The sequence below is a fragment of the Aeromonas sp. DNP9 genome (assembly GCF_001728955.1).
Taxonomy (GTDB): domain Bacteria; phylum Pseudomonadota; class Gammaproteobacteria; order Enterobacterales; family Aeromonadaceae; genus Aeromonas; species Aeromonas veronii.
This window is the reverse complement of the sequence record NZ_LYSQ01000013.1, coordinates 101,851-120,674: the sequence shown is the minus strand read 5'-3', so window position 1 is coordinate 120,674 and position 18,824 is coordinate 101,851. Positions and strand designations below refer to the sequence as shown.

Genomic DNA, 18,824 nt, shown 5'->3' with positions numbered 1-18,824 from the left:
ACCTCGCCCGATTACAGGCGCTCTTCCAGCCAGGAGTGAACGGATTGCAGCGCTGCCGGCACCGCCTCAGGCTGGGTACCACCCGCCTGTGCCATGTCCGGACGGCCACCGCCCTTGCCACCCACCTGCTGGGCAACCAGATTGACCAGCTCACCGGCCTTGACCTTGCCGGTCAGGTCGTTGGTGACGCCCGCGATCAAGTTGACCTTGCCATCGGCACAGGTGGCCAACAGCACAACACCGGACTTCATCTGGTTCTTCAGCTCGTCCAGCATGCCGCGCAGGGATTTCGGATCGGCCCCTTCCAGCGCTGCAACCAGCACCTTCTGACCGTTGATCTCGATCACCTGACCCAGCAGGTCGTTACCGGCCTGAGCGGCCAGCTTGGCCTTGAGCTGCTCCAGCTCGCGCTCCATCATCTTGGCCTTGTCCAGCATCTGGCGAACCTTGTCGGCGATGCAGAACTGGTCACCTTTCACCAGAGCGGCAGCCTCTTCGATCTGCTCGCCAACCTGATGCATGAAGTCGATGGCAGCTTTGCCGGTCACCGCTTCGATACGGCGCACGCCAGCTGCGATGCCGCTCTCGGCGATGATCTTGAAGAAGCCGATATCACCGGTGCGCTTGGCGTGAGTACCGCCGCACAGCTCGGTGGAGTAGTCACCCATGCGCACTACACGCACGTCGTCTTCATATTTTTCACCAAACAGCGCCATGGCACCGGCGGACTTGGCCGCTTCCAGATCCATCAGCTGGGTGGTGATTTCGTGGTTGGCGCGGATCTGGTTGTTGACCAGCTCCTCGACCCGGCGAATGGTCGCCATGGTCAGCCCCTCGAAGTGGGAGAAGTCGAAACGCATGCGCTCGGCTCCAACCAGAGAACCTTTCTGGGTGACGTGCTCGCCCAGAGCCTGACGCAGGGCAGCGTGCAGCAGGTGAGTCACGGAGTGGTTCAGGGCGATGGCCTGACGACGGTCAGCGTCTACCACTGCCTCAACCTCGGCCCCTTTCTCCAGGGTGCCCAGCTCCATGTAGCCCTTGTGGATGATCGCCTTGCCCGCTTTCAGGGTGTCGGTCACGGCAAAGATGCCGTCGTCCACTTTCAGGGTACCGCTGTCGCCAATCTGACCGCCGGATTCGGCGTAGAAGGGGGTCTCTTCCAGCACGATGACCGCTTCGTCACCGGCGATGAGACCGCTCACCTCTTCCACACCCTTGTAGATGCCGACCACGCGAGTGCGCTCGCTCAGGGTCTTGTAACCGGTGAAGGGGGTCTCGAAGTCGAGCTTGAGCATCTCGTTGTAGTTCACGCCGAAGCTGGACGCTTCCTTGGCACGAGCACGCTGCTTCTCCATCTCGGCCTTGAAGCCCTCTTCGTCGATGCCGATCTCGCGCTCGCGCACCACGTCGGCAGTCAGGTCGGCCGGGAAGCCGTAAGTGTCATAGAGCTTGAACACCACTTCGCCCGGAATAACCTTGGCATCGCCCAGGTTGGCCAGAGCGTCTTCCAGCAGCAGCAGACCGCGATCCAGCGTGCGGACGAACTGCTCCTCTTCGATGCGCAGCACGCGCTCGACCAGCGGCAGCTGGGCGATCAGCTCGGCAGCGACATCCTTCATCTGCACTGCCAGCTCGGCAGCCAGTTTGTAGAAGAAGACGTCGGTAGCGCCCAGCTTGCGACCGTGACGCACGGCGCGGCGGATGATGCGGCGCAGCACATAGCCACGGCCTTCGTTGGACGGCATCACGCCATCTGCCACCAGGAAGGCGCAGGAGCGGATATGGTCAGCGATGACGCGCAGAGACTGGTTGCTCAGATCGGTAGTACCGACAATCTCGGCCGCTTTCTTGATCAGCGCCTGGAAGATGTCGATTTCGTAGTTGGAGTGGACACCCTGCATGATGGCGGAGATACGCTCCAGACCCATGCCGGTATCCACGGACGGACGCGGCAGCGGCTCCATGGTGCCGTCAGCCTGACGGTTGAACTGCATGAACACCACGTTCCAGATCTCGATGAAACGGTCGCCATCCTCTTCCGGTGAGCCGGGACGGCCACCCCAGATGTGATCGCCGTGGTCATAGAAGATCTCGGTGCAGGGACCGCACGGGCCGGTATCGCCCATCGCCCAGAAGTTGTCGGAAGCGTAAGGGGCACCCTTGTTGTCACCGATGCGCACGATGCGATCGGCCGGGACACCGACCTCTTTTTCCCAGATGTCGAAAGCTTCATCATCAGTCGCGTAGACGGTCACCAGCAGGCGATCTTTCGGCAGCTGCAGCACCTCGGTCAGGAAGCCCCATGCAAACTTGATGGCATCCTGTTTGAAGTAGTCACCGAAGCTGAAGTTGCCCAGCATTTCGAAGAAGGTGTGGTGACGAGCGGTATAGCCGACGTTTTCCAGATCGTTGTGCTTACCACCGGCACGCACGCAACGCTGGGAAGTCGTCGCGCGATTGTAGGCACGCTTGTCTGCGCCAAGGAACACGTCCTTGAACTGGTTCATACCCGCGTTGGTAAACAACAGGGTCGGGTCGTTATGCGGTACCAGCGAGCTGGAGGAGACAACCTGGTGCCCCTGGGAACGGAAATACTCGAGAAACGCAGCGCGAATCTCTGACGTGGACATATACATGGAAAATCCTGCTTGATTCGAATACGGACTTTTAACCGCATTAATGTAAGTTTTCTGCGGGGTAAAGTAAAACGGACAGGGCCGCCACGGGCGAAAAAGCGCACATAAACGGGCCAGAAAAGAGCGCCACTGCTCACAGTGGCTTTTTTCACTATCGAGAGGCAAAAAAGCAGCGCAGAAAGAGGGATGAGATGAACAAAAGGCGGCATTTTCGGAATTGCGCTCGCAACCTACTGAGCCGGCAGGAAAAACCTGCCACAAGGAGAGGTGAAACGACGTTTGCTACGCAGTGGCGTTACTCCTCCCGCTCCTGCAGGGCAGAGATAGCGTAACGTGCCTGATCCTGGGTAAAGCCGCGCCCCAGCAGATATTTGAGCCACTTCATCCGCAGCTTGAAATCCGCCAGCTCGGCCACCCGGGCGCGCCTTTCGAGCAGGGCAAACGCCAGTTCGAACCAGTCCAGCTCCGGCTGATCGAATGCGGCATCAATCTGCATATCGTCGAACCCCTTGCGGCGTAGATCGAAGCGGATCTTGATGGGGCCATGGCCCTTGGCGGCTCCGGCACGTACAACCATACCGCCGTAACGTTCGTCATTGACCCAGTTGTAACCGCGGCAGTAGTCGACCACCGCCTCGATCACCTCTTCATTGAAGCCCTGCTGGCGCAGCCGGTTGGCCAGCTCCGACTCGGCACTCTCGCGACGGGCCAGACTGCGCATGGCAAAGGCGCGGGCGGCGGTAAGCAGCTCTTCAAAGGTCGGCTCGGCAGGTTCGACCGGTTCGGTAACGGATTCATCAACCATCATAAATAACAAGGCCGGGTATCTACCCGGCCTTCCTTTGTTCCTTATTCGAACTCTTGTTCGCTTTCGGCATCGAACTCTTCTGCCTCAACCGGTGCAGCCTTGTCATCGACAGGCACTGCGCCGGAGAGCAGCAGCTCGCGCAGACGAGCCTCCACTTCACCAGCCATCACCTTATTCTCGGCGAACAGCTTCATGACGTTGGCCTTGCCCTGACCGATCTTCTCACCGTTGTAGCTGTACCAGGCACCCGCCTTGTCGATCAGCTTGTGCTTGACGCCGAGATCCACCAGCTCACCCTCTTTGGAGATACCGGCACCGTAGAAGATCTGGAATTCAGCCTGCTTGAAGGGCGGAGCCACCTTGTTCTTGACCACTTTAACGCGGGTCTCGTTACCGACCACTTCGTCACCTTCCTTGATGGCGCCGATACGACGGATATCCAGACGCACGGAGGCGTAGAACTTGAGCGCGTTACCACCTGTAGTGGTCTCAGGGCTACCGAACATGACGCCGATCTTCATCCGGATCTGGTTGATGAAGATGCACAGGCAGTTGGCGTTCTTGATGTTGGCGGTCAGCTTGCGCAGCGCCTGGGACATCAGACGGGCCTGCAGACCAACGTGGGAGTCACCCATCTCCCCTTCGATTTCCGCTTTCGGCGTCAGGGCCGCCACGGAGTCGACGATGATGACGTCAACCGCGTTGGAGCGAACCAGCATGTCGCAGATTTCCAGCGCCTGTTCGCCGGTATCCGGCTGGGAGATGAGCAGGTCGTCGACGTTGACGCCCAGCTTGGCAGCGTAGATAGGGTCGAGAGCGTGTTCCGCATCGACGAAGGCACAGGTCTTGCCCTTCTTCTGGGCTTCGGCGATCACCTGCAGGGTGAGGGTGGTTTTACCGGAAGATTCCGGGCCGTAGATTTCGACGATACGACCACACGGCAGACCACCGATCCCCAGCGCCACGTCCAGCGAGAGGGAACCGGTAGAGATGGCTTCGATATCCATGGTCTTGCTGTCGCCCAGACGCATGATGGAACCTTTGCCGAACTGCTTTTCAATCTGACCCAGCGCAGCCGCCAGTGCCTTCTGTTTGTTCTGATCCATGCCAATCTCCGCTGGAAATCGTGAGTAAGAAGTGAAGTTGGGCTAAGTATACTGTCTATTCATACAGTATCAAGCCCAATTTATCTGAGCAGGGCCAACAGACCCGACAAGGCCTGTCTCACCGCCTGCTGGCGTACCTGTCGGCGATCTCCGTCGAAGCGGGCCAGCAGGGAGTGGTGACGGCCATTGCGGTCGGCCCAGGCGAACCAGACGGTGCCGACCGGCTTGTCCCCGGTAGCGCCGCCGGGACCGGCAATGCCGCTGATGGCCACACTGATGGCGGCCGACGAGTGGGCCAGCGCACCACGAGCCATCTCCAGCACCACGGCTTCGCTCACTGCACCGTGCTGTTCAAGGCTATCGCTGCTCACCCCCAACATCTGCTGCTTGGCCTCGTTGGTGTAGGTGACAAAACCGCGATCGAACCAGCCGGAGCTGCCCGCGATGTCGGTGATGGCCGTGGCCACCCCGCCGCCGGTACAGGATTCAGCGGTCGCAGCCAGCCAGCCCCGCTGACCGAGGGCCCGTCCCAGCTCGATGGCAAGGTGCTCTATCTCTGCATCCAGTTTCATCACGACTCCTTCTGATCCGCTCAAGAGGCACATTATGCGATCCCGATACCAACCCCCGCAACCACGGCAGACCGCCCTTGCCTGCCGCAATGTGAGGTGCCGCACCGGAGTCATGTCTTCAATAATGCAGAGCAACCGCGCCCGGAACACCCGCTCCCCCGTCGCGGCGCTTATGTGTAGAATGGCGCCATCAAGCTCAAGGCACATCACCGCAGACACTGGCCCGCAGAGGCCCCTTCTGGAACAGAACATGACCGCACAACACCAAGCCAGCGGCGCCACAGGCTCCGCTCCCGGCGCCAATCTGAGCGCCCACACGCCCATGATGCAGCAGTACCTTGGCCTCAAGGCCGAGAACCCGGAGATCCTGCTGTTCTACCGGATGGGCGACTTCTACGAGCTGTTCTATGACGATGCCCGCAAGGCCTCCCAGCTGCTCGATATCTCCCTGACCAAGCGCGGCCAGTCGGCCGGCAGCCCCATCCCGATGGCGGGTGTTCCCTATCACGCCATCGAGGGTTATCTGGCCAAGCTGGTACAGCTCGGCGAGTCGGCCGCCATCTGCGAACAGGTGGGGGATCCCACCACCAGCAAGGGGCCGGTGGAGCGCAAGGTCATTCGCATCATCACCCCGGGCACCGTCTCCGACGAGGCGCTGCTCAGCGAGCGGCAGGACAACCTGATCGCCGCCGTTTACCACGATGGCCGCCGCTTCGGCTACGGCACAATGGATATCGGCTCCGGTCGCTTCTTCATCAACCAGTTCGAGAAAGAAGAGACCCTGCTGGCTGAGCTGCAGCGCACCAATCCGGCGGAGCTGCTCTATCCCGAATCGTTCGAATTCCTGCACCATATCGAGGGTCGCCGCGGCCTGCGTCGCCGCCCGGAGTGGGAGTTTGAGCTGGGCACAGCTCGCAAGCTGCTCTGCCAACAATTCGGCACCCAGGATCTGGTGGGATTTGGCGTCGACAAGAGCGAGACCGCCCTGTGCGCCGCCGGTTGCCTGATGCAGTACGTCAAGGATACCCAGCGCACCGCCCTGCCCCACATCCGCAACGTGCGCCTCGAGCAGCCGGATCATGCGGTCATCATGGATGCCGCCACCCGCCGCAATCTGGAGCTGACCCAGAATCTGGCCGGTGGCTATGAAAATACCCTGGCCGAGGTGCTGGATCGCACTGCCACTCCCATGGGCAGCCGCCTGCTCAAGCGCTGGATCCACCAGCCGATCCGCGATCGGGTGATCCTGAAAGGTCGCCAGAGCACCATCAAGGAGCTCATTGAGCAGAACCTCTACGACGAGTTGGGCAACCTGCTGCGTCAGGTCGGCGATGTGGAACGGGTGCTGGCGCGCCTCGCCCTGCGCTCGGCCCGCCCGCGCGATCTCACCCGCCTGCGGCAGGCTTTCGCCCAGTTGCCCGAGTTGCAGCGCCTGCTGGCGGACAACGAGCACGAAGCGGTGCAACAGCTGGCCGAGCGCGCCAGCACCTTCCCCGAGCTGCTCGACCTGCTGGAGCGCGCGGTGATGGAAGTGCCGCCGGTGCTGATCCGCGATGGTGGCGTCATCCGTGACGGCTTCAATCAGGAGCTGGACGAGCTGCGGGATCTGGCCAACGGCGCCACCGCCAGCCTCGCCCGCATCGAGGAGCGGGAGAAGCTGCTGACCGGCATCAACACCCTCAAGGTGGGTTACAACAAGGTGCACGGCTTCTATATCGAGGTGAGCCGCGCCAACAGCCATCTGGTGCCGGCCCACTACATCCGCCGCCAGACCCTCAAGAACAACGAACGCTACATCATCGATGAGCTGAAGAAGTACGAGGACAAGGTTCTCACCGCCCAGTCCCAGGCGCTGGCGCTGGAGAAACGGCTCTACGAAGAGCTGCTCGATGCCCTGCTACCGCACCTCGGCGATCTGCAGGATTCCGCAGCCGCACTGGCGGAGCTGGACGTGCTGGCTAATCTGGCCGAGCGGGCCGAGACCCTCGACTACTGCTGCCCGACCCTCATCGATGAGGATCAGATCCTGATCGAGGCGGGCCGCCATCCGGTGGTGGAGCAGGTAATGACCGACCCCTTTATCGCCAACCCGATCCGGCTGGAGCGGGAACGGCGGATGCTGATCATCACAGGCCCCAACATGGGCGGTAAATCCACTTACATGCGCCAGACCGCGCTGATCGTGCTGCTGGCCCATATAGGTGCCTTCGTGCCCGCCGACAGCGCCCGCATCGGCCCCATCGACCGCATCTTCACCCGCATCGGGGCATCGGACGATCTCGCCTCCGGCCGCTCCACCTTTATGGTGGAGATGACCGAGACCGCCAATATCCTCAACAACGCCACCGCCCGCAGTCTGGTGTTGATGGACGAGATTGGCCGCGGCACCAGCACCTACGACGGCCTCTCGCTGGCGTGGGCCTGCGCCGAGCAACTGGCGAGCAAGATTGGCGCCTACACCCTGTTCGCCACCCACTACTTCGAGCTGACCCGCTTGCCGGAGCTGATGAGCGGGCTGGCCAACGTCCACCTCGATGCGGTGGAGCACGGCGACACCATCGCCTTTATGCACGCGGTACAGGAAGGCGCAGCCAGCCGCTCCTACGGTCTGCAAGTGGCAGCGTTGGCCGGGGTGCCGAAATCGGTGATCCAGCAGGCCCGTCACAAACTGCACGAACTGGAAAGCGCCACTCCGGTCGCAGCCGGTGAAAGCCGCCCGGCTCCGGTGACTCTCGCCCCGCAGCCCCATCCGGTGCTGGAAGAGCTGGCAGCGGTGCGCCCGGACGAGCTCACTCCCCGCCAGGCACTGGATCTGCTCTATCGCCTCAAGCAGATGCTGTAATCAGCAACTACCGCACAAGCATGCAAAAGGGGAACCGCGAGGTTCCCCTTTTTATATTCAGCACCCGGCAAACCAGTCAGGCCACCGCTCGCGCCTCTCCACGGGCCCGCAGCAGGCTCTGGCGCCCCTGCCAGTAACCCTGCAGATAGCCGGACTCCAGCTTGACCGGGTCCTGGGTAAAACGGGAGACCATGAAATCGGCCGGTGGCGCGATCACCTCGATCTCGCAATCGGCAGGGGGATTGGCAATGAAATCGAGTGCCCGGTTGTAGGCGAGATCCCGCTCCAGCATGGCTTGCGCCAGTGCAGGCTGGGTTTTCAGCAAGGCTTTGACCATCCAGCAGAAACGGGCCGGCTTCTTGCGATATCCCCAGGGCTCCGACAGCACCACCGTCATCCGCCGCGCCCCGCGACGATAGGCCTCGATCACCGGAATGGAGTCGCTGATCCCGCCATCGGCCATCGGGCGACCATCGACGCAGGGGGTATCGTGCTGCACCACCGGCAGGGCGCAGGTGGCGGTCAGCACCTCATCCATGTTGTCGGGCCGCACCGGCAGATAGATGGCCTTGCCGCGCGCCACATCGGTCGCCACCGCATAGAAGGGAATGTCGCGGGCGCAGAAAGTCTCGAGATCGAGCGGGAAGCGATGGCGACTGGCTTGCCACAGCCAGCCGATGTCCACCAAATCGCCCCCTTTGACAAAGCGCAGGGGATCGAGAAACCGGGAACTGCAAGCCAGCTCGGTGATGATGTGGTGGCTGCGGCGCGGCTGCTCGCTCAGATAAGAGACCAGATTGGTGGCACCGGCCGAGACGCCCATGACGAAATCGAACGGGTAGTGGTGACTTTCGACAAACGCATCGAGCACGCCGCTGGCAAAGATGCCGCGCATCGCGCCCCCTTCGACAATCAGGGCGCAAGAGTGGGGACTAAACATAACAAGGCTCCGTCAGCTGTAATACCTGCCGGGATCGATCCCGGCCCAGTGATGGACGCCTTCATGCAGAACATCAAGACGCCGCAGCAGGACGATTCAGGCTCACTCGCACAAGCCAGAAGCGGGCAGGAGCAAACCTGAACCGTGAAGCGACACCCAGTATATGCAGCGCACCAACCTTCAAAAAATGAATTTAAATAATAAAAAACATGCTTTTTGTGCATGGTTTAGCACATCAGCAGAGACGGCCCTTTATCCGGGAACAGCCCCATCAGGATCAAGGCAGCCCGGGCCCGAACGTCCCGTCGACGGGGTTGTAGTGGTAGGCCCGATAGTCAAAGTCCACCTTATCAAGGCGCGGATTGGCCAACTCGAACAACAGGCGCCTGTGGAGCTGCGCCTGCTCGAGGGAAGGTTTGAAGTGGCGCAGCCAGAGCTGTTGCAGCGAGCCATCCCGCCACGCCAGCTTGAGGCCGACCGAGAGGCGGCGGATGGCGACCTGATTATCCTTGTGGGTGTAGAAGAGGTGGAGAAAGGGATAGTGCAGCGCCACTCGCCGGTCCACGGTGAGGCCGGGCAGGTCACTGTGCTGCTCCTGCTCGATAAAGAGCTCGTTGGCCCCGCGGCAGAAAAGATCGATACGACCGCGAGCCACCAGCTTGAACAGCCGCTCGTAACCATCGATCTCCTGCACCTTGAATCCCCCATGACGCAGGATCTCCGCATCCTGCCAGCCACGCCCCTGCCCGTGCAGAAATTGCTGCAGCTCGGCCAGGGTATTGACCCTTGCCACCGCATCGGCCTGCTGCGGACTGACAAAGCAGATGCGATAACCGAGGATGCCCAGCTCCACCGGAAAGCGGACGTAATCCAGCGCTTCGCTCTCTGCGGCCGGGCGCAGACTGTCGGCCACAAACAGATTGGGGTATTGCTGAGTCTGCACAATCTGTCGCATCCGGATACGGTTCATCGGCGGCGCGGTTCGCAGCTCGTAGTCACCGAAGCTATCGCGGGTCTTCTCCAGCGCCAGCTGCAACAGATCGCGAAAATAGAGGGTACGCAAGTCCCGATCGCTCTCGGGGCTGATATGAGTGATGACGTCGCTCGCCCGTAGTGGGCTGGCAAGGAGGAAGATGCTGCACAGCAGCAAGCAGGAAGCGAGGCGATGAAAGGTCATACTGCTCATCCCGGAAATACACGCTCACTAGAGTGTAGCGCCGGGACGAGCAGCCTTGTAAAGGGAAGCTCAGCCTACCAGAACAGCTGGCCCAGCAGGGGTGCCAGCAGCACGGTTACCATGCCGGCGATCATCATCACCATGCTGGAGACCACGCCCTCTTCGTTGCCCATCTGATAGGCCCTAGCGGTGCCGGCGCCGTGGGCCGAGGCTCCAAACCCCGCCCCCTTGCCGAGACGGCTGCGAATGGCCAGCACGGTGAGCACGCTCTCCCCCACCGCCATACCGATGACACCGGTGAGCACCACAAACAGCGCAGTGAGATCGCTCTGACCGCCGATGGCGCGGGTCGCCTCCACCGCAAACGGCGTAGTGATGGATCGCATCGCCAGACTGCGTTGCAGCATGTCGGAGAGATCCAGCCAGCGGGCCAGCAGCACGGTACTCCCCACCGCCATGATGACCGAGGCGACCACCCCCACCGACAGCGACAACCAGTGGCGGCGGATGAGCTGGCGGTTCTCGTAGACCGGCACCGCGAAGGCAACTGTCGCGGGGCCCAGCAGCCAGAGCAGCCAGTGGGATTCCGCCATGTAATCCTGATAGGGGATGTGGAACAGCAGCACCACGGCCACCAGCAGGGTCGGCGCCAGCAGCAGCGGCATCAGCGGCAGGATCCGCTTTTTGCCGTAGAGCCATTTGCTGGCGTAATAGAAGAGCAGGGTGAGGGCGAAACAGATCAGCCCGAGCAGGGTATCAGACATGACGGCGACTCCTGCGGGCCAGTTTCAGTTCGAGGCGGTAGACCCGGTCCACCACCAGCGCCGTGGTACCGAGCACCAGCGTGGTGCTCACCAGCAGCACCACCATGATGCGCCACCCCTCCTGCAACAGCAGATCCTGATAGTTGACCACCGCAACCACGGCGGGCACGAAGAAGAGCAGCATCTCCGCCAGCAGCCAGCGCGCACCGGCACTGAACCATTCGGCCTTGACCACTCCGAGCAGGATGCAGGCCAGCAGCAACAGCATGCCGGTGAGGTTGGCGGGCAGCGGCAGATGGAGGGTTCGAACCGCGGTATCGGCCAGCAGCCAGATGGCCGCCAGCAACACAATCTGGAAGGGAGTCTGTAACCAGCGCAAGCAGAGGGCTTTCATGATCATCGTCTTTCTGTGAACCGGCTCACAGTATAGAGTTGAGCAAAACCTGCCAGAAATGAATTAAAATTATCAAATTCATGCCGCATAGGCATACTTCATCCCGTACCCGCCAACACGAGTCGAGAGAGTCCATGGATATTCGCGCCCTGCGCTATTTTGTCGAACTGGTGCGGGAAAAAAGCTTCACCCGCGCCTCCGAAAAGCTGTTCGTCACCCAGCCCACCATCAGCAAGATGATCCGCAATATCGAAGAGGAGCTGGGCCAACCCCTGCTCAACCGGGAGGGACGCCGCTTCACCCTGACCGACAGCGGCCAGGTGCTGTTCAACCGGGCCCAGACCATCTTGGCGGAGATGCAGCAGCTGGAGGCCGAACTGGCGGATCTGCAGAGTCTGCAACATGGTCGCCTCACCCTCGGCATTCCCCCCATGGTGGGGCACGTCTATGCGGATCTAATCCGCGCCTACCGCACCCGCTATCCCAAGGTGGAGCTGACCCTGGTGGAGTACGGCGGTCGCCGCATCGAACAGGCGGTGCTGGAGGGGGAGCTGGATCTCGCTATCACCATGCTGCCGACCAAAGAGGGGGGCGCCCTCAGCGCGCTGGAGCTGGATCAATACCCGATCCGGGTAGTGTTGCCTGATCAACCCCGCTGGCATGGCGAGGCGCCGCTGCGGCTGGAGTCCCTGCAGGAGGAGCCCTTCCTGCTCTATACCCAGGCGTTTACCCTGAGCGAGCGGTTGGAGCAGGCGTGTCAGGAGGCGGGCTTTGTGCCGCAGGTGGCGGCGCGCAGCAGCCAGTGGGATTTTCTCACCGCCATGGTACGCAGCGGCATGGGGGTCGCCTTCTTGCCGGAGCCGGTCTGCAACCGGCTGACCCCGGATAGTCTGGTGCTGCGGCCGCTGGAGCCCGAATTGAGCTGGCGACTCGGGGTGATCTGGCCGAGCGAGCGCTATCTGTCGCGCACCGCAGAGGCCTGGCTGGCCCTCTGCCGCCAGCGGCAGGCACCTCAGTAATCGCCGAAGCGATTGGTCTGCGGATTGTAGAAGTAGGGGCGGTAATCGAAGCTGATCCCGTCGAGGAAGGGATTATCCAGTCGCAACAGTCGGCGCTGGGAGAGCTTGGCAAAGGCGATGGCCGGGCCAAAGCTCTTGCGCCACAGCGCCTGTAGCGAACCATCCTGCCACGCCAGCTGCAACCCCCGCTCGACCCGCTTGAGCGCCTCGCGATTGTTGGGATTGGTGTAGAAAACCCGGGGCAGCGGGTAGTAGATCAACAGTGCGTCATCCACCAGCAGATCCGTCATCTCCTTGTGGGTCAGCTGCTCGCTGCGCAGCTCGCTCACCCCGCGGCAGAAGAGATCGAAGCGGCCCCGCGCCACCATCTTGAACAGCTTCTCGTACCCCTCCACTTCCACCACCTCCATCCCGGCGTAACGCAGGATATCCACATCCAGCCACCCCTTGCCCTGACCGAAGGTGAACTGGCGCAACCCCTTGAGGTCGGTCACTTTGCTCACCGCCCCTTGGCGCTGTGGGCTGACAAAACAGATGCGGTAGCTGACGATGCCCAGATGGATGGGAAAACGGACATAGGTGAGCCCCAGCCCCTCGCGGGTGCTGCTGTAGCTGTCCATTACAAAGAGGTTGGGATAGCTGTCGAGCTGCATGCTGAGCCGCTCACGCGCCTTGGTCATGGGCGGCGCAGGCTCCAGCAGATAGTCGCCAAACTGGTCGCGAGTCTTGTCGAGGGCGAGCCGCAGCAGCTCCCGATCATAAGTGGTGCGCGGATCTCGCTCGCTCTCCGGGCTGATATAGGTAAACCGGGTGGCCGCCTGTCCGGTCAGCGACAACATGCAGAACAGAGCGGCAGCCAGCAGATGCAGGGGTGACATAAACCGCGCCTTGGTTGAAGGGTTACTTTCAGTGTAGCCCTGAGCGTGGGCCCCCCACCTTGGCGCGGCCTATGACGAGGATAAGCAACACGACAAACAGGAGGATGCGGGCAGATATCCTCACGGGTCACATCGCCTCCGGACCACCACAGGCCCGGAGGGCAGGTTCACACCGTGCCCGGCACTACTCTTCGCCGATAGGTGCGGCGATCCACTTCATCAGCGTCAGCATATCCTGCGGCGCCACACCGACCGAGAGGCCGCGCTTGCCGCCGCTCACCAGGATCTCGTCAAACTGCAGCGCCGACTCGTCGAGCACGGTGGGCAGCAATTTCTTCTGGGCCAGCGGGCTGATGCCGCCGACCTTATAGCCGGTCAGCTTCTCCGCTTCCGCCGGTTTCATCATCTCCACCTTCTTGAGACCGGTCGCCTTGGCCAGCTGTTTCAGGCTGCACATGCCGGATGAGGGAACGATGGCCACCACCGCCTGCTTGTCGTGATGGGCGACCAGAGTCTTGAACACCTGCGCCTCCGGCAGCCCGAGCTGGGTCGCGGCATGCTTGCCGAAATCGTCGTGGGCTTCGCACTCGTAGGGGTAGAGCTTGTGGGGAATTTTGAGCTTCTTCAGCAGGTTGATGGCAGGAGTCATGATGGTTGCCTTGAATCGAATCGCATAAAAACAAGGCCAAACAGTCTGCGCCTCACTCTGGGGTGATGCAAGGGGGATGGAAGTTGCAAGGGCCATTGACTGGCCGCCATACCATGCACGCTTGGTGGCGAGCGACCAGAACACTTGACCAAACAGAGTCCAAACGGGTATTGCTTTAACCCTTTGACGCCGCCACAACCCATACCGCAGGAGCCCATATGCAACTCACCCCACCCCAAGCGCCGCAGGACGATGATGTTGAAGCGCTGCGCATTGGCCTGACGGGCTACAACGTAAGCCAGGCAGGCCCTCAACTGTACGAACTTCGGCGCGAGCGGATCGCCAGCTTTATCAAGGATAAAGAGGGCAAGGTACACGGCGGCATCATCGCCGACATCAAGTGGGGCTGGCTGCACGTCGACTGGCTCTGGATCGACGAAAGCATTCGTCGTGATGGCTGGGGCGGCCGCCTGCTCGGCGCCATGGAGCAGTACGCCCAAAGCCAGGGCATCAGCAACTACCATCTGGAAACCACCAGTTTTCAGGCCCTCCCCTTCTACCAGAAGCAGGGTTACGAAGTCTTTGGCCAGCTGCCCGATATGCCGCCGGGGCATATCAGTTACTTTCTGAAAAAGCAGGATAAGTGATGACACTCCCGCACCTTGCCAACACTCAGCTCGTGATCCGCCCGTTCGAACCGGTCGATGCCGACGAGTTTGTCCGCGCGGCCCACGAATCCATCGAGACGGTCGGCAAATGGATGAACTGGTGCTCCCCTTCATTTACCCGGGAGAGCGCGCTGGCGTGGTTTGCCAGCTGCGAGCAGGATTGTGCGGCGGGACGCGCCTTTGACATGGGCATCTTCTGCGCCACCACCGGCCAACTGCTGGGTGGCGCCGGTATCAACCAGCTGTCGCCTCATCATCGCTACGGCAATATCGGCTATTGGGTACGCCAATCCCGCCAAGGCTGCGGCATCGCCCGACAGGCGGTCGCTCTGCTGCGTGAATTTGGCTTTGAACGCTTGGGTCTATTTCGGCTGGAGCTCGTGATGGGGGTCGGCAATAGTGCCAGCGAAGCCGTTGCCATCGCCGCAGGGGCCACCTTTGAGTGTTTGGCAAGAAATCGCATATTCCTACATGACCAGCCCCTTGATGCGCATATTTATGCCCTTGTTACCGCAGACTGATTTATATCGCAGAGCGAAATATGTAGGCTTATCTGACGTGAGTGGGTGATAGCTATAGCTCACTTCCAAATAATGACCTCTCAATTTCGCCTCAATAAAAAAGTAGGAATACCAGAATCTCCGCAATGACCAACGACAGCCACAACCTAACCAACAACTGCAACACCGGCTTCGAAGGAGCAATCGAGGAGCAACTAGAAGTAGAGTAACTTTTCATTTCCGCCCCTTCAGTGTATTGTTGCTCTGTTACAAAAAAGAGCCTAAAGATGGTGTTGGGCGAATAATTTCAACATCAGAGGTTGGTTGTAATTTCATGATTTAACATGAACTTTTTGTTTAACAAAAAATTAAGCAGGCATTATATATGAAAAGTAAGCGAATTTTTTACAAGGTAAGTGGCCACGATAACGAGTCATTCATTTTTCTTGATAAATTAGAAAATGGCACATACCAAGTAAGAGAAGGAACATCTAAGCCAGTAAGTCATTTTAATTGGGAAGAAGAAAGTACAACGATGCCCCTTGATCATTTTCTTGCCAACAATGGGCAATACCGCCAACGAGTAGAAGAATTGATTGCTGAATTCGAAGCCGAATAAAAATAGCAAACAATTCATAAGAGATAGACAACGCATGGCATTCGCAACACAAATTATATTTTACTACTAAAGCTAGTATATTTTTGTTCAATGCTTGCGTTGTCTACTACTTAATCTGGCGTTATATGAGACCGAGTAAGGTATAGACAATATGAAGTGCCCAAACACATTGGCAGTTAAAACACTTGGTTCATCCATGGATCGCTTAAATGAAGCTCAATGGTATGTTGAGTTAATGCAGGAGCATTATCATTGTGCTGCCAAATTCCGCTGGGCTTTATCTTCATTTCTCCGAGCCATAAAAGAAGTTAGCCAGATCATTTCCATGGAAGTGCAAGTAAATAATGACCTTAAAGAATGGTATAAAGAAAAAAGAAAAGAAATATCTAAAGACCCAATAATATCATATCTATCAAAACAGAGAGATATTGTTGTTCATCAAAAGGCATTAGAAACCGCGAGTAAAGGTACAATCGGCTTTACCCGCAATAAGAAATTGAAGCTAGGGCTGGGCATATCAATTGATCCTAGTCACGATAGTGAAGAGGCGATACTCACATATATTAATTTTGCTGCTAAAGAATCAGACTTTTTGGGCATTCTTTATACTGAACATGATGATAGTGGAGAATTTACAGCAGTTGTTCGTGAGTGGTGCCTTGATGAACACCTCGATACTGAAGTTACTTTGCTATGCAAGCATGCGTGGGAGATGTTAATAAAAGTAGTCGTTGACTTAGGTTGCATGCTTGGCGCTGATTTATTTGCTCCAGAGCTAAAAATGAAGCCTATCGAGGATGTTACAATTCAACTGTATAATCCTGAATGGATAAAAAAACAGTATGATATTGCTATGCAAGCACATAAAAATTAAGTGTGGATGATTGATGGCAAGTATTTCACCGAGGTGCTTAGTACTGCAGGGTGCAATGAACGAAGTGAATTGCACTTCTCGTCACTATCGCGGTGCAATGCGCTCCGCTTATTGCCCCCTACACATGCTACATAGCCATCCTCGGCACAACTCTTACTCCAAATCGGCCATTGCTAATGGCCGCAGTGACCTATGCGATAGCTGACCAGTAGCTACGATTTTTGCACTGGCGAAACGATATCAAGAAACATCGTTACACCAAAGAAACAATCCCATATCAGCACACAAAGCGAAGCGGCAAGCAGTGGCGGGGATCTGCCCCTCCGATCTGCTTGCCGCGATCTGTTACCGCAGGTGTAAACGTCGTTAGCGACCCAAAAACGGCTCCCAATCCTTAAACACCGGCTGCAAACCCGCCTGCCGCACGGCGGCGGCCACTTCCCCCACCGGGCGGTCGTCGTGGATGGCAAACTGCTCCAGCTCCTCTTTATCCCCCTCGGCATAGCCCCCTGGCTGGGTGCGCGACTCGGCCGACATCTGGGTGATGCCAAGGCGCACCGCGCCGTTGCGAAAGGTGGCAGACTCGCGGGTCGAGAGGGACAAGTCCAGCGTGGGCGAGAAAAGACGCCAGGCGCAGATAAGCTGGGCCAGCTGGCGATCCGACATGATGACGGCAGGCTCCAGCCCACCGGTGCAGGGGCGCAGGCGCGGGAAGGAGAGGGAATAGCGGCTCTGCCAGTGGTGGCGCTCAAGCCAGCTCAGATGCTCGGCGACAAAGTAGCTGTCGGCGCGCCAGTCCGAGGATAGGCCGATCAGCGCCCCCAAGCCGATTTTGTCTATACCGGCGCGGCCGAGCCGATCCGGCGTGGCGAGGCGCCATGCAATGTCCCGCTTGTTGCCGCGCAGATGGTGGCGGGCGTAGGTGGGGGCGTAGTAGGTCTCCTGATAGACCATGACGGCGTCGAGGCCGAGGCTCTTCAGTTCGGCATATTCGGCCTGCGAGAGGGGCTGCACCTCCATCCCCACCGTGCTGAAGTGGCGGCGGATGATGGGCATCACCTCGCGAAAATAGGTGAGCCCCACCTTGTGCTCGTGCTCACCGGTCACCAGCAGCACGCTGTCAAAACCGCGCGCCTTGATGGCCAGACACTCGCGCTCAATCTCCTCTGCATTCAAGGTCTTGCGCTTGAGGCGGTTGCTCATGGAGAAGCCGCAATAGGAGCAGTCGTTGGCGCAGAGGTTCGACAGATAGAGCGGCACATAGAAGCCGATGGTGTTGCCAAAGCGCTGGCGGGTCAGCCGCTCGGCCTCGACTGCCATCTGCGGCAGATACGCTTCGGCGGCTGGGGAGATCAGCGCCATAAAATCGGCCAGAGTGCGGCGGGGTGAACCCAGCGCCCGTTCGACATCGGCGGCCGTCTTGGCGCGGATCTGCATGCCGATATCGTCCCAGTCAAGCTCCTGCCATCGGTCGAGAAAGGTAGGATCCTTAGCCCTCACCCCCAGCCCCTCTCCCTTATTTTGTGAAGAGCCGAGAGGGGGGCTATCACTCAGGCGCACTTGGGGTTGTGCAAAAGGCTCGAAGTCACTCATCGCGCCAGCATCATGACTCATAACGCCCCCAGAAAATCGGTGAGCGGGCTGGAGGCTTGCGCCTGCAGGGCGCGGGCGCCGAGACCTGCCTCATAGGCGCTGCGACCGGCGGTGCAGGCCAGCGCAAAGGCGCGGCCCATGGCGACCGGGTCGCCGCTCACCGCGATGGCGGTGTTGACCAGCACGGCATCGGCCCCCAGCTCAAAGGCGGCGGCCGCGTGGCTCGGCGCACCGATGCCCGCATCAACTACCACAGGCACATTGGCCTGCTCGACGATGATGGAGAGAAACTCCCGGGTCACCAACCCCTGATTGGAGCCGATGGGCGCGCCGAGCGGCATCACGGCTGCGCAGCCCACCTCTTCGAGCCGCTTGCAGAGCACGGGGTCAGCGCCGCAGTAGGGCAGCACCACAAAGCCCTCTTTCACCAGCTGCTCGGCGGCTTTCAGCGTCTCGATGGGATCGGGCAAGAGGTAACGAGGATCGGGGTGGATCTCCAGCTTCAGCCAGTTCGTCCCCAGCGCCTCGCGGGCGAGGTGGGCGGCAAACACCGCCTCGGCGGCAGTCTTGGCGCCGGAGGTGTTGGGCAAGAGCTTGACCCCGAGTTGCAGCAAGGGGCTCAGGATATCGTCGTGGGCTTTGCCCGGTTCGAGCCGCTTGATGGCCATGGTGACCAGTTGAGAGCCGCTCGCCTCGATGGCGGCGGCCATCAGATCCGGGCGGGCAAACTTGCCGGTGCCGGTAAAGAGGCGCGATGAGAAGGTGTGATCGGCAATTTTGAGCAT

At 59.7% G+C, this 18,824-nt stretch carries 18 protein-coding genes; 6 read left to right on the top strand and 12 right to left on the bottom strand.

Going from position 1 to position 18,824, the window contains the following annotated elements; all coding sequences use genetic code 11:
* Positions 1–11 precede the first annotated feature (11 nt).
* The 4 genes from alaS to pncC form a co-directional block, all read right to left on the bottom strand.
* Positions 12–2,636, bottom strand: a complete 2,625-nt coding sequence (gene alaS, locus A9G06_RS10780) for an alanine--tRNA ligase (protein ID WP_042033273.1) — start codon at positions 2,634–2,636, stop codon at positions 12–14.
* Positions 2,637–2,931: 295 nt separating this feature from the next.
* A complete protein-coding gene (locus A9G06_RS10775; protein WP_069555240.1) occupies positions 2,932–3,441 on the bottom strand; it encodes a regulatory protein RecX in 510 nt (169 codons plus the stop codon).
* Positions 3,442–3,485: 44 nt separating this feature from the next.
* Positions 3,486–4,550, bottom strand: a complete 1,065-nt coding sequence (gene recA, locus A9G06_RS10770) for a recombinase RecA (RefSeq protein ID WP_040068994.1) — start codon at positions 4,548–4,550, stop codon at positions 3,486–3,488.
* Between the two features lie 80 nt (positions 4,551–4,630).
* Complete coding sequence (gene pncC / locus A9G06_RS10765; RefSeq protein WP_069555231.1) at positions 4,631–5,122, bottom strand: nicotinamide-nucleotide amidase; 492 nt, start codon at positions 5,120–5,122, stop codon at positions 4,631–4,633.
* A gap of 322 nt (positions 5,123–5,444) precedes the next feature.
* Between pncC and mutS the strand changes: the two genes are divergently transcribed.
* Positions 5,445–7,964, top strand: coding sequence for a DNA mismatch repair protein MutS (gene mutS / locus A9G06_RS10760; RefSeq protein WP_171903391.1), 2,520 nt, complete (start codon positions 5,445–5,447; stop codon positions 7,962–7,964).
* Positions 7,965–8,040: 76 nt separating this feature from the next.
* On the opposite strand, the gene A9G06_RS10755 is transcribed toward mutS, so the two are convergent.
* The 4 genes from A9G06_RS10755 to A9G06_RS10740 all read right to left on the bottom strand — a co-directional run bounded on the left by A9G06_RS10755 (position 8,041) and on the right by A9G06_RS10740 (position 11,239).
* The gene (locus A9G06_RS10755) at positions 8,041–8,904 is read right to left on the bottom strand and encodes a patatin family protein (RefSeq protein ID WP_069555229.1); all 864 of its coding nucleotides are present in this window, start codon (positions 8,902–8,904) and stop codon (positions 8,041–8,043) included.
* Positions 8,905–9,181: 277 nt separating this feature from the next.
* Entirely contained in the window at positions 9,182–10,081 is a 900-nt protein-coding gene (locus A9G06_RS10750; protein ID WP_069555228.1) for a hypothetical protein, read from the bottom strand.
* Between the two features lie 74 nt (positions 10,082–10,155).
* Positions 10,156–10,845 (bottom strand): LrgB family protein, encoded by a 690-nt coding sequence (locus tag A9G06_RS10745; RefSeq protein ID WP_042081343.1) that lies wholly within the window; start codon positions 10,843–10,845, stop codon positions 10,156–10,158.
* Positions 10,838–11,239: a CidA/LrgA family protein gene (locus tag A9G06_RS10740; RefSeq protein ID WP_040069042.1), complete on the bottom strand. Its 402-nt coding sequence runs from the start codon at positions 11,237–11,239 to the stop codon at positions 10,838–10,840. The genes A9G06_RS10745 and A9G06_RS10740 overlap by 8 nt, the downstream gene beginning before the upstream one ends.
* Positions 11,240–11,373: 134 nt before the next feature.
* Between A9G06_RS10740 and A9G06_RS10735 the strand changes: the two genes are divergently transcribed.
* On the top strand, positions 11,374–12,258 hold the full coding sequence (locus A9G06_RS10735; RefSeq protein WP_069555227.1) for a LysR family transcriptional regulator: 885 nt from the start codon (positions 11,374–11,376) through the stop codon (positions 12,256–12,258).
* Here the strand turns inward: A9G06_RS10735 and A9G06_RS10730 are convergent.
* Positions 12,252–13,136, bottom strand: a complete 885-nt coding sequence (locus A9G06_RS10730; protein ID WP_069555226.1) for a transporter substrate-binding domain-containing protein — start codon at positions 13,134–13,136, stop codon at positions 12,252–12,254. The genes A9G06_RS10735 and A9G06_RS10730 overlap by 7 nt on opposite strands.
* A 184-nt stretch (positions 13,137–13,320) precedes the next feature.
* Positions 13,321–13,785, bottom strand: a complete 465-nt coding sequence (gene ybaK / locus A9G06_RS10725; protein ID WP_005336092.1) for a Cys-tRNA(Pro) deacylase — start codon at positions 13,783–13,785, stop codon at positions 13,321–13,323.
* A 218-nt stretch (positions 13,786–14,003) separates the two neighbouring features.
* On the opposite strand from ybaK, the gene A9G06_RS10720 reads away from it, so the two are divergent.
* The 4 genes from A9G06_RS10720 (at position 14,004) to A9G06_RS10710 (ending at position 16,446) form a co-directional block, all read left to right on the top strand.
* Positions 14,004–14,432: a GNAT family N-acetyltransferase gene (locus A9G06_RS10720; protein ID WP_069555225.1), complete on the top strand. Its 429-nt coding sequence runs from the start codon at positions 14,004–14,006 to the stop codon at positions 14,430–14,432.
* Positions 14,432–14,974, top strand: a complete 543-nt coding sequence (locus A9G06_RS10715) for a GNAT family N-acetyltransferase (protein ID WP_069555224.1) — start codon at positions 14,432–14,434, stop codon at positions 14,972–14,974. Before A9G06_RS10720 ends, A9G06_RS10715 begins: the two co-directional genes overlap by 1 nt.
* A gap of 364 nt (positions 14,975–15,338) precedes the next feature.
* The gene (locus A9G06_RS21485; RefSeq protein ID WP_083243772.1) at positions 15,339–15,572 is read left to right on the top strand and encodes a hypothetical protein; all 234 of its coding nucleotides are present in this window, start codon (positions 15,339–15,341) and stop codon (positions 15,570–15,572) included.
* Between the two features lie 151 nt (positions 15,573–15,723).
* Positions 15,724–16,446, top strand: a complete 723-nt coding sequence (locus tag A9G06_RS10710) for a hypothetical protein (RefSeq protein ID WP_139126216.1) — start codon at positions 15,724–15,726, stop codon at positions 16,444–16,446.
* Between the two features lie 366 nt (positions 16,447–16,812).
* Here the strand turns inward: A9G06_RS10710 and thiH are convergent, their stop codons facing one another.
* Complete coding sequence (thiH, locus tag A9G06_RS10705; protein ID WP_083243771.1) at positions 16,813–18,039, bottom strand: 2-iminoacetate synthase ThiH; 1,227 nt, start codon at positions 18,037–18,039, stop codon at positions 16,813–16,815.
* Between the two features lie 17 nt (positions 18,040–18,056).
* Positions 18,057–18,824 carry a thiazole synthase gene (locus A9G06_RS10700; RefSeq protein WP_024945667.1) on the bottom strand — a complete coding sequence of 256 codons (768 nt, stop codon included), beginning with the start codon at positions 18,822–18,824 and terminating at the stop codon, positions 18,057–18,059.